Raw genomic sequence first — 10,179 nt, forward strand, 5'->3', positions numbered from 1 at the left:
GCGGCTTCTGCGGAGGCAGCAGCGGGGCGATCTGCTCCCACTGCGCGTCGGTCAGTTCAAAGCGTCGCATCAAGCCCACATGGGCCTGACCACCCAGCCTGTGAACCCCTTTGCAGAGACGCCCTAGGCCCTCACGGCTACGCCCGGTGTCCGGTCGAATTGGGGGCCACTCCAGTCCGGCAGTCTGGGCAAGGCGCCGTCGCAGATTCGGACCTCACGACCAGACCGATCCGATCGGTGCCGACATCAAAGTCATCGACGACGAATCCGGCAGGTACGAGGCTCGACGGCCTGAAGCGGGGGCGCATGCTGCGGCTCCATCGTGGATATCCGCACCCTCAACGCCGCCGGAGTCAGCGAGAGTGAGTCAGAGCCCTTATTCCACGCCTAAACACAGCGAGCTCGCCCGCTTTCGTGCGCGCCCCGGAAAGAAATGGCTGCGCCGAGCGCTTCATCCGCACCCTGAAGAAGGACCTGTTGTGGATCGAGCAGTTCGATACGGTCGAGGATCTGCGCTACGCCCTGCTTGTGCTCCGGGATCTCTACAATGAGACATGGCTGATCGAGCGACAGGGGTTCCGGCCACCGGCCGATATCCGCGCCGCGCAGCTACCACCCGCCGCAATCGCCCCGTAGGCTTCAGATCGGTGTCTCACAATCCGTAGGCGGTGCAAGATCGATTTCAGCCACTTTGCCCTACGAGCCCGAACACCGGCCGAACCGAGGAGGCAACTGCATGATGCGCGATGCTAACCATAGGCAAAAAGCCGAATTCATCGACCGCGATAAATGCATAGCTTATATTTTACAGCATCAGTTTGTCGAAGATTCTGCGGATCCAAATGTACAAATTAATGAGCTCACGAATTCGCCGCGAAATATAGCAGATGATAAAGTTAGGCGCGCCGAGCAGTTGAAAAAGCTCGATGACACCGAGATACTGAAGATATATCGCGCCATTAAAGATGAAGAAGCAGCGCGTCGCCGCATATCATCCGCGGCGATGGAGCCATTCCTTTTCTTTAATCAACCCTCAGCCGATGCCGATTTTGCGTACTGGCTCGACATCGAAATTTGGACACCTGACCAAGCAGCAGCGCTGTCGTTGGGCAAAGAGCCAAGCGTCGTCAACGCCGACTCGATGAGGGGCCCCCTGCGATCGTCGAAAGTCAGGGCTACGTACCGGAATCGGTCCGACGCAATCTTGAGTGCAGTTCAAGCCAGGATGTTACCGGAGAACATACAGCCAAGGGCATTCATAGCGTGGGCGACGCAGAAAAGCTGGGCCTTACCAAACGAACTGCAGAGTTGGGCAAAGCGGGCAACGTACGAACAAATCTTAAATCGAGTTGAGCATTTGGAATCTGAGATTGCGCGCTTGGAAGATGCGCGAAAATCCGCGATGACACAATCGATGGATGAACTAGATCCACGCCTCCAGCGCACATTTTATAAAATAATCCTTACCATGGCGATCGCACGATACGAGCATCGGGTCAGCTCTAACAGCCGTGGCCCATCTCAAATTGTGGATGACTCCGAGCAAATTCTAGATGATAGATTAATTTTGAAGGTTGATGCGGTAAGGGACGCACTCCAGAAGGCCGCTGACTACCTGGGAGTCACGTCGAATTATCTAGTCCCTCCTAAGTGGATCAGAATAAGGAAGTAATATGGGCAAAGCAGATGGGGTAGATTGACGTCCCCCCATCGCTTTGGTCCGGCGTGAGTGCGAGATTTCCGGTTTCGTGAGCCCCTGAGGGGAGGAGCAGAGCCGTGAAGAAGAGCAGGTACACCGAAGAGCAGATCGCCTTCGCGCTGAAGCAGGCCGAGACCGGTACACCGGTCGCGGGGGTGCTGCGCCGGATGGGCATCTCCGAGCAGACATTCTACCGCTGGAAGAAGCTCTACGGCGGCTTGGGCACGGGCGAGTTGCGGCGGCTGAAGCAGCTCGAGGACGAGAACCGCAAGCTCAAGCAGCTCGTGGCCGATCTGAGCCTCGACAAGCACATCCTGCAGGACGTGCTCGCAAAAAGGCTCTGACGCCTGCTCGGCGACGCGAGCTCGTGCACCAAGTTCAGGAGGCGCACGGGGTGAGCGAGCGGCGCGGCTGCGCCGCGCTCGGCGTCGGTCGGTCGGGCGTCCGCTACCGCTCGGCCAAACCCGATCAGGCACCGCTGCGGATGCGCATCTGCGATCTGGCCAAGAGCCAGGTGCGCTACAGGCACTTCCGGATCTACATCCTGCTGCGCCGGGAAGGTTGGCGGGTGAATCACAAGAGTGTCCACCGTCTCTACCGGGACGAGGGGCTGAGCCTGCGGCTCAAGCGGCCGCGCCGGAACGTCAGCGCGGCACACCGTGAGCGTCAGCCTGCTGCGCTCCGGCCGAACGAACGCTGGTTGATGGACTTCGTCTCCGACGCGCTGTTCGACGGCCGCCGGCTGAGGGCCCTGACGGTCGTCGATGCGTTCACGCGCGAGGCTCTGGCAATCGAGGTCGACCAGGGCATCAAAGGCGAGCAGGTCGTGGCCGTCGTCGGCCGCTTGGCGCTGCTGCGCGGAGCACCGTGCGCGATTCAGGTCGATAACGGGCCTGAGTTCGTCTCGAAGGCCCTCGACCGCTGGGCCTACGAGAATGGTGTCACGTTGGACTTCTCGCGCCCCGGCAAGCCGACCGACAACGCGCTGGTCGAGTCGTTCAACGGCCGGCTGCGCGACGAGTGCCTGAACGCGAACTGGTTCTTGTCGTTGGCCGACGCGAGGAGCAAGATCGAGACGTGGCGGCGGCACTACAACGAGAGCCGTCCTCACACCGCCCTGGGGTGGCGAACGCCCCAGGAATTAGCCGTGGCGGCGGCCTGCAGGCCGCCGAATGAGATCCGGAAGCTCACCTTCCGGCCGGACCAAAATCCGGGGGACCCTCAAGATGGCACTCGCTCCGATCGATTGGCACTGCAAGCATGATCCCCGCAGATCGCGTGCAACCGCGCCGTCCCGGTCTCGATGAGGCTCCCCCAGACAGCCTCAGCTTCGAATAGCTCACGTCCGATATGAACCCTTTAAATGCATCAGCGCACAAGGTTCCAGAGTGCGATCACGCGGGGACGGAGAGGCCCCCGGCAGCCGATTCGAAACTCCGGATTAGTGGCTGAAAGTTCCGGTATACCGGAGTAGGGGAACGCGTCTCCGATATCCAAAGCTCATCGCAACAACGGAGACGCGATGAGCAAACCGCAGTTGTTTCCTGAGTACGGCTTCGTTCGGCTACCCCAGATTTTGGCACCGAACGGGCCAATCCCAATGAGCAAGAGCAGCTGGTGGCAGGGCGTCGCCGACGGGCGGTTCCCGCAACCGATCAAGCTCGGCCCACGCACGACAGTCTGGCGCGCGGAAGAGATCCGGGCGTTCATCGCAGCTCAGTCCTCGCGAGGCTGAAGCGTTCAAGGCGGCGACTGCAGCGCCGCCCTTATCCATCCGAACCGAACAAAACCCGCCAGCTTCGCGTAACGCGGAACTGCGTGCTCGCGGCTGGCTCAATCATGAGCAATAGCAATGAAAAGGCCTAAATCGAAAAAACCCGAAGCACCGGAGTTGAAATACGACACCTCGGAGAGCGCCACCAAATTCGCACGGCGCCTGCAGGCTCTATACAATGCGGAGATGACCCGACACAACGAAACACTTTACACCATGTTGGCTGGCGCCTTAATCGTCAGAGAAAAGTACGAGGACGATAAGGAGTGGCAAACCCAGTGTGACGAACCGTTCTGGGAGAAGCGCGAACCTCGCTATCGGCCGAGTCCGAGCACGAACGGCCCGATGCGATCGCACTACACCGCCCTGTTTTTGTTTGCTGGTAAAGATTTTGTTCGTCTCAATAGGGCGCAAAAGTACGGCAGAGCGCTTGACTACTACTATAACCTAGGCATCAATCCTGAAGAAATGAAAGCCAAGATTTCTATTGATGGGGGGATCGAGGCAGTTCTGAAGAAAGTCGCTGAGGGTGACCCACGCTACAAAAAGCTTGATGTCGAGGAGCTGCCTGAACCACAAGCGAAGGATATCTATGTCGACGATCTTGTAGTCGACGACGGAAGCTACGATGAAGAAGATGGAAAGAAACGCACCAGCGCCGCCCAGAAACAAAACACCCGAAAGCCAAAACAAAGCCCCTACCGCCTTGGCATCGACTTGACCAAGGAGGAATTTGAAAGGGCCATGAAGCGGCCAATCGGCAAGAAAATCCGTATCGTTGCGGTGCGCGAAGCAGGGCAGGGGGCGTACAAACCCTATCGAGCTACAAAGTTCGGTCTTTACCCCAAGAGGAAGTAGCCGCCCTACGAGTGAAGGTGGGCGTGGCGGATTTCAACTGCCACGCCCTTTCGTCGAGTATACAGCCTCGATTCGGCCAAATTTTTAGATGCGGAAACTCGACCGCATGGCCACGCGACCACCCGATTGAACCTCGCCCATGGTCCGCGGAAGGACAATCAGGCCGTCGACGCCGATAGAGCCGCGCTTGACTACAGTTTTACAATTGTAACCGACCACGTACCGCACATTTGACACAATGGGACTGACACGCATTCGTAATATTTCATGATCTCCATGGATGTAGATGTGCATCAGGTCGGCGAAGTGGTCGACCATGCTACCTACAAACCTGCGATCGGGGTGATATAGGGCGGAGATTTGCAGGTGTAGCCCTTCGTTGATGCGCACATCGTCGAGCATCTGCTTCTCCCGTTTGGCGACGGGGTAGTCGGGTGAGACAATCCAAACCGGCAGCTTGCCGCGGACGCTTGGGGCGTTCGGCCGGTGGAAGAGGCGGCTCAGGTGGGTACCGTATACCCGGTAGACTTCTTGTTCCATCACTCGTAACCGGGCTGCTTCCGATCCAGGGATGTGCTTGAACATCAGGGTGATGAGGTAGCCTTCCCATCCAGCAGCCATACGCTCCTCGAAGTATCTACCCCAGGCTTCGATGTAAGCTTTGCGAGTGGTGTGGCTGTTTGTATCAGGCATTGTCATTTCAGTCGTCCACTTTTACAATTGGCAATAGTCTGCCATATATACACAGCAGGTTTGCAGTGCATTGGTCTTTCTGATGAAGTAGGGTTGGCTCGGCGGGCGCTTCCACGCGTTGCTTTGGCCTACGTTATCAATTGGTTTTACGAGTTTTGAGCCAGGCGCTCTTTGCCTACGAGTGTAGCGCCGGAGATCGCGGCGAAGCCGCGCTGGCAGGTCCAAGCGCTTGCGCTTGGCCGACCCACATGAAAGGCCTGCTTCAGTCTGTGACCTATGCGCGGCAACACACGAGCTTCACGACTCGATGACAGCTGGCGGAATCGATCCAATTGACCCCGCCAGCTGTAGCTCGGCTAGTGTTTCAGCGTCTCAGCCCAAGTCCATTCCGTATCGACCTTATGACGAATATACGCAACGAGTTCGGTCGAATAGAATCTTGGTCCTTCCTTGGAACGCATCCGCCTATTCTTACGCTTTGGCTTCACGAATGTTCCTAATTTAATTACTGCGGAGAGACACCCTTGTGCGAGTTGGCCCGATCTTGCGTCTGACGGAGAGGCTATCAAAGCATCGAGCGCGGCAAACATCGCCGCCATGGCGAAATCGCACGGCCCGTCCAGGCTACGAAGGTCGCGACAGTTCGTTTCTCTAGCCCAGTCAACGAACTCATTCAGATTATCTATCTTGAATGCGAGCACCCGATCATCCGGATCAATTCCTTTGATCTCGATGGCGCTGCGGGGCCAGATGAAATTCAACGTCTCTTCACAACCGATACGAATTTCCGACACTGCGGCACCGCGCGTACCCTGGCATTTCGGTCGGCTTATCATCATGATGATTGAGTTTGTAAACAATCCTAACATTGATTTTCTCCTCAGGGGTCGCGTTCGGACACCCAAAGGGTTTTACGAGCTTCGATATTCCGAAATTCTCGTTACATCGAAACATCTTGGCATGATTTTTGCCGCTCTAGAAGTTTGTAAGTTGATAAAACTATCCTCCCGTTCTGAGAATGTAGGTAGATATCTACCGGTCCGCAAGGATTGCGGCTCGTAAAAGCACGGTGGCAGGAACAGGACTGCCCATTATGGGAGCGCGGGATGTATCTTTCAGGTCAGAAGTTGCTGACTTACGCCGGATGGACTTGGAGCAGGCGGCAGATTGCACGCAATCAAATCCTCAAATTCCTAAATCAACAAGTGCTCAATCAGCTAGGCTATGGCACCAGAGTCGGTCGGACGCAGATCGTGATCGGGATCATGGCTGAGTTTGTAGTTCGGATGAGCAACCGCGACATCGCTGTGTCCGTGTTGTGCGACGTTCTCGAAGAGGTGAGGAACGGTCCTGAGATGTACGAGCCCGAGAAAGACTGCCAGTTTCGATAATGGTGGGCGGGAGGAGATCGCCCCTTCCGCTCCGGCCCAGCCGGGTCGGCGCTTCGCCGCCGGCCGCCATCGTCTCGGGTAGAGTGCCGGTGGCCTGGGAGGGTGGTTCTGGAAAATCGGAAGGGCCGCGTAGTCCAACTTGGCCAACATCCTCGGCGCCTTCGGGACAGACCTGTTCGGGGTGGGCAATGAGGGTAACGTTCGCTGCCCATTGGGCCTCCTGTAACTCGCCGCAGTTGGAGCGGCGCGTGCGGTGCCGACGACCGGCAAGAGCAGCCCTCATCCCACTCTCTCAGGCGGCTGGCGAACGGCAGTTTGTAAGTTCGGATAGGAACGCGTCGCTCAGCGCACTCCTCACATCTTCAGGACGATCTTTCCGAAGTGCTTGTTCTGCTTCATGCGCGCGAGCGCGGCCGACGCCTCGGCGAGCGGGTACCTGCTATCGATCGGCAGGCTGAACCTCTCCTTCGCAATCGCCTGCCAGAGATCCGACCGGACCCGTTCAGTGATTGCGCGCTGCTCCTCGATCGACCGGGTCCGGTTCGTTACGCCGACGTCGCCTGTCGAGCCTGGTTGGGCCAGTTTGGGTCGTTCGTATCGATCGCTAGCGTGGCACCGAACTCGGACAGACGCGCGCGATGCTCGGGGCTTTGCGATGTGCCGATCACGACCGAGGCTTTCCACCAGCGGGCGATATGGAGGGCCATCAGCCCGACGACCGAACTCGCTTCCTGGATCAGCACGGTCTCGCCCGGCTGCAGGTGCGCCTGAGTGATAAGAGCATCGTGCAACGTCTGAACGGCAACTGGCAGAGTTGCGGCAACCTCGAACGTCATGTCGGCCGGTAGCAGAAGGGTTCGCCCGTGATCCGCGACGGCATACTCGGCGTACGCACCAGCATCGGAGCACATGACGCGCTCACCAGGACGGAGATCGTTCACGGCCGTGCCGACCGCCACGACGTCACCGGACCACTCGAAGCCGGGGATCGTGCCCGGGCCACCGGCCGGGCCATGCGGCTGCCCCGCCACGACGGCCAAATCGGCGCGGTTGAGGGCGGCCGCCCGGACCCTGACAAGCACTTCCATCGGCTTCGGCGTCGGGTGTCAGCGTCGGCGAAGAGGCCCCCTCCGGCCCGGCGACGACGGCTTTCATGCGCGCAAGGGCCAGCGCGACTTGACGGTCCTCGGCGCCGGCAGTTCGAGCCGGCAAGAGTTGTGCGGCCGCGCCAGCCAGTAGGTGACGTCGGTCCAGGTCCCTGGAGCACTTCTGCCGTTGCGTCGGCCTGGCATTATAGCGCACCTCACCCGATTTGATGCCACCTTGACCAATAGGAATATAATCTGGTAGTAAGCTATTGGGCTGCCGTTTTGTGGCCTTCGTCGAGGGCCGCCATGAGGCACCCACCACCCACGCTGATGCCGAACCGCCTAGCGCGACCGTTCGGCCTTCTGCACCAGCATCAGCGATCCGCAACCATCCCAAGGGGGTCTCATTCCGAGGCCCCCTTCGCTCTTCTGGAGCCAGCCATGAACGCAGCGACCGCTACAAAAACTAAGGGCGTACTCACCCCAGTTGAAAGCCCGCTCGCCAAGCCGGCGGCGGCCCTTGTCGTGTTCGGCACCGACAAGGGCGGCAAGCCTCACGCCGCGTGGTTCGGCCCCACTGACGTAAGCCTCGCCACGAAGGCCGCCGCGACCATCGGGTTTCGCGCCCTCGTCCTGTGCGATGATGCTCAGCGTTCAGCCGCCGCCGAGCTGCCGCAGGGAAGGGTTTTCGGGTCGGGGCGCGCTTTCGTGCCGTTCGTCGCTCGGGAGGTGTACGAGCGCCTGCAGGCACTCGCCGACGGGCCGAAGGGTTCGACTATCTCCAGCATCAGAGTGGTCGCCCAAGGCCCGGAGAAGCCCGCAGATGACGATGCGGGCTGCCTTGGCGGTTCAGGTTCGGTAGATCCCCGCTACCCCCGCAGTTGGGCGGGCATTGCGATCGGAAGCTTGGTGTTGATCACGGAAGGCGAGGAGGACGGCTGGTACGAGGCCGTGGTCGTTGCCTCGAAGCCGGGCGGGGAGTTCACCCTGCAGTGGCGTGACTGGCCCGACCTGCCGCTGCTGGTACGCCGGCGGGATGAGATGGCGCTCCTACACCCGAACGCTGCTGCGGCAGCTGCAGCCTGAAATAGACGCCCAAGTTTTGGCCGGTGGCGCGATTCAAGCGTCGCCGGTCACGTCGGCTCCGGCGGAATCGGCGGTCCGATCGTGTGTGCCACGGGGGAGGCCCGCGCTCTTCGTCGCCCTGCGGAGCCGCGAGACGAATTTGTGCGCCGCCCGACCGAGGCTCTGTTGGGCTGGCTGCTTTGGGTGGTTTCCCGCCGGTCTGCTGCCGGACGATGGAGGCATCGAAGCGGACACCGCCGATCCGCCCACTCATGAACCATCCCTGCCGTTAGGATGGTCCGCTGGCGGGGATGGTGCGGCTGAAACCGAGTCGGATCGTAGTTGCGGTTAGAACGTGGTCTGACGTGCGACAGCGACAGCTGTGTCATAAGGGCCAGAGTTGAAGCAGAGACGCGCCTGCGGCGCGTGCTGTCGCACGAGATTGATCAAGGTCTCGAATAGTACCGTCAGCGAAGGATTGAAGCGGACCCCAGCGCCAATCATCACTGCGTCAGGATGGTGGTTCTCCAAATCTTCGATGAATTTGTGTTGCGCTCGCTCGCTCGTGTCCCAGAAACTGTAGACCGCGTCGAAGCCCTCGCTCACGAGCGCTTGACGATCCTTCTCCAGCGCGTCTCTGAGGACAGTCGCGTTCAAACCAGGAAAAGCAGCGTAGGCCGGATCGGAAAAATCGACGACATCAGGGTCGAGGCCGACCATCACAACCTTCGCACCCATATCGAAATCCCCTGCATAATCGGCTTCGTCCCGAAGCACTTAACAGATTTTGGCCCACTGGATCAGCGCAGAAATCACGTCCGCTTATCGGCGTAGAGTCAAATTCCATAATCCACATGAGCCGAAGTTGGCGGGCGGCGGACGAACGACCGCTTTGGAGCAGCGACGAAGGCGGGCCGGATGGCTGTGTTGGGTCGCAACCCGAATGACCGCTCGGGGTGGATGAACGAACCCGCTCGCGCGGGATGAGTGGCAGCTCCAAGGTCGGCGGATTGAGCCGAACGCCCTGCGCCGATTGAGGGCCGCTCAGCTCGGGCGGACGATCCCGGCTCCCTTGTTTCGAGCGGAGCCATCCTATGACCGTCCTTGCCGTTCCCGCCGCTGTCTGCGGCTCGCTGCGTCAGCGCCTGATCGACGACATGCCCCTGCGCCGGTCCCCGGGCCCGCTGGCCGCCGCGGGGGCACAGGCGGCCGAGTAGCGAGCGCATCGGGGGACAGCTCCTCGGCCCGAAGCATACGCTCCGCTACCGAGGCATCGCAGGTGCGGGGGCTGAAGTCGGGATCTCCCGAGGGCGTTCACACGCTCGGGAGCCGACGGGATGGCATCGACGGAAAGCTGGCGGATTTCGGCGGCTGGTTGCAGAAGGTCGCGGCGCCCGATTGAGGATGACCATGACGATTGAGCACGTCGCGATCCGAACGAAGGACGGAGAGTGCCCCACGCACGTCGTCACGCCGGAAGCCGCAGTGACCAGCCCCCACGCGGTGGTCCGAGTTCAAAGTTAGTGCAGGGTCGGCCTCTGCTCTACGGGTAGCTTGGCCGACGGAGCCGGTCGGGCGAGCGCAGTCGGCCAAGCGGTCATGGCTGGCACG

At 60.0% G+C, this 10,179-nt stretch carries 11 protein-coding genes and 2 pseudogenes; 8 read left to right on the forward strand and 5 right to left on the reverse strand.

Annotated features, from left to right (window positions below):
* Positions 1-387: 387 nt before the first annotated feature.
* The 6 genes and pseudogenes from ACLBX8_RS30965 to ACLBX8_RS30990 all read left to right on the forward strand — a co-directional run.
* A pseudogene (locus ACLBX8_RS30965) lies at positions 388-636 on the forward strand (integrase core domain-containing protein); the annotation flags it as partial.
* Between the two features lie 100 nt (positions 637-736).
* Entirely contained in the window at positions 737-1,672 is a 936-nt protein-coding gene (locus tag ACLBX8_RS30970) for a hypothetical protein (protein WP_447716341.1), read from the forward strand.
* 104 nt (positions 1,673-1,776) lie between these two features.
* Positions 1,777-1,929, forward strand: a pseudogene (locus ACLBX8_RS30975) (transposase); the annotation flags it as partial.
* Positions 1,896-2,963: an IS3 family transposase gene (locus ACLBX8_RS30980; protein WP_447716350.1), complete on the forward strand. Its 1,068-nt coding sequence runs from the start codon at positions 1,896-1,898 to the stop codon at positions 2,961-2,963. The pseudogene ACLBX8_RS30975 and the gene ACLBX8_RS30980, both read left to right, overlap by 34 nt.
* Positions 2,964-3,221: 258 nt before the next feature.
* Positions 3,222-3,434 carry a helix-turn-helix transcriptional regulator gene (locus tag ACLBX8_RS30985; protein ID WP_447716342.1) on the forward strand — a complete coding sequence of 71 codons (213 nt, stop codon included), beginning with the start codon at positions 3,222-3,224 and terminating at the stop codon, positions 3,432-3,434.
* A gap of 156 nt (positions 3,435-3,590) precedes the next feature.
* Positions 3,591-4,331 (forward strand): hypothetical protein, encoded by a 741-nt coding sequence (locus ACLBX8_RS30990; protein ID WP_447716343.1) that lies wholly within the window; start codon positions 3,591-3,593, stop codon positions 4,329-4,331.
* Between the two features lie 84 nt (positions 4,332-4,415).
* Here the strand turns inward: ACLBX8_RS30990 and ACLBX8_RS30995 are convergent, their stop codons facing one another.
* From ACLBX8_RS30995 to ACLBX8_RS31010, 4 genes are all read right to left on the reverse strand, one after another.
* Entirely contained in the window at positions 4,416-5,024 is a 609-nt protein-coding gene (locus ACLBX8_RS30995) for a hypothetical protein (RefSeq protein ID WP_447716344.1), read from the reverse strand.
* Positions 5,025-5,380: 356 nt separating this feature from the next.
* Positions 5,381-5,893: a hypothetical protein gene (locus ACLBX8_RS31000; RefSeq protein ID WP_447716345.1), complete on the reverse strand. Its 513-nt coding sequence runs from the start codon at positions 5,891-5,893 to the stop codon at positions 5,381-5,383.
* Between the two features lie 876 nt (positions 5,894-6,769).
* Positions 6,770-7,072, reverse strand: a complete 303-nt coding sequence (locus ACLBX8_RS31005; protein ID WP_447716351.1) for a zinc-binding dehydrogenase — start codon at positions 7,070-7,072, stop codon at positions 6,770-6,772.
* On the reverse strand, positions 6,961-7,503 hold the full coding sequence (locus tag ACLBX8_RS31010; protein ID WP_447716346.1) for a quinone oxidoreductase family protein: 543 nt from the start codon (positions 7,501-7,503) through the stop codon (positions 6,961-6,963). Before ACLBX8_RS31010 ends, ACLBX8_RS31005 begins: the two co-directional genes overlap by 112 nt.
* Before the next feature lie 441 nt (positions 7,504-7,944).
* Between ACLBX8_RS31010 and ACLBX8_RS31015 the strand changes: the two genes are divergently transcribed.
* Positions 7,945-8,589, forward strand: coding sequence for a hypothetical protein (locus ACLBX8_RS31015; protein ID WP_447716347.1), 645 nt, complete (start codon positions 7,945-7,947; stop codon positions 8,587-8,589).
* Positions 8,590-8,916: 327 nt separating this feature from the next.
* Here the strand turns inward: ACLBX8_RS31015 and ACLBX8_RS31020 are convergent, their stop codons facing one another.
* Positions 8,917-9,306 (reverse strand): hypothetical protein, encoded by a 390-nt coding sequence (locus ACLBX8_RS31020; RefSeq protein WP_447716348.1) that lies wholly within the window; start codon positions 9,304-9,306, stop codon positions 8,917-8,919.
* 356 nt (positions 9,307-9,662) lie between these two features.
* On the opposite strand from ACLBX8_RS31020, the gene ACLBX8_RS31025 reads away from it, so the two are divergent.
* Positions 9,663-9,785: a hypothetical protein gene (locus ACLBX8_RS31025; RefSeq protein WP_447716349.1), complete on the forward strand. Its 123-nt coding sequence runs from the start codon at positions 9,663-9,665 to the stop codon at positions 9,783-9,785.
* The last annotated feature ends 394 nt before the right edge of the window (positions 9,786-10,179 follow it).

Source organism: Methylobacterium sp. D48H (genome assembly GCF_053345715.1).

What these genes read in the sequence shown, in the direction of transcription:
- ACLBX8_RS31025 (WP_447716349.1), top strand. Translation starts at nt 9,663, where the DNA reads ATGACCGTCCTTGCCGTTCCCGCCGCTGTCTGCGGCTCGCTGCGTCAG.
- ACLBX8_RS30995 (WP_447716344.1), bottom strand. Translation starts at nt 5,024, where the DNA reads ATGCCTGATACAAACAGCCACACCACTCGCAAAGCTTACATCGAAGCC.
- ACLBX8_RS30970 (WP_447716341.1), top strand. Translation starts at nt 737, where the DNA reads ATGATGCGCGATGCTAACCATAGGCAAAAAGCCGAATTCATCGACCGC.
- ACLBX8_RS31020 (WP_447716348.1), bottom strand. Translation starts at nt 9,306, where the DNA reads ATGGGTGCGAAGGTTGTGATGGTCGGCCTCGACCCTGATGTCGTCGAT.
- ACLBX8_RS31010 (WP_447716346.1), bottom strand. Translation starts at nt 7,503, where the DNA reads ATGGAAGTGCTTGTCAGGGTCCGGGCGGCCGCCCTCAACCGCGCCGAT.
- ACLBX8_RS31015 (WP_447716347.1), top strand. Translation starts at nt 7,945, where the DNA reads ATGAACGCAGCGACCGCTACAAAAACTAAGGGCGTACTCACCCCAGTT.
- ACLBX8_RS31000 (WP_447716345.1), bottom strand. Translation starts at nt 5,893, where the DNA reads ATGTTAGGATTGTTTACAAACTCAATCATCATGATGATAAGCCGACCG.
- ACLBX8_RS30985 (WP_447716342.1), top strand. Translation starts at nt 3,222, where the DNA reads ATGAGCAAACCGCAGTTGTTTCCTGAGTACGGCTTCGTTCGGCTACCC.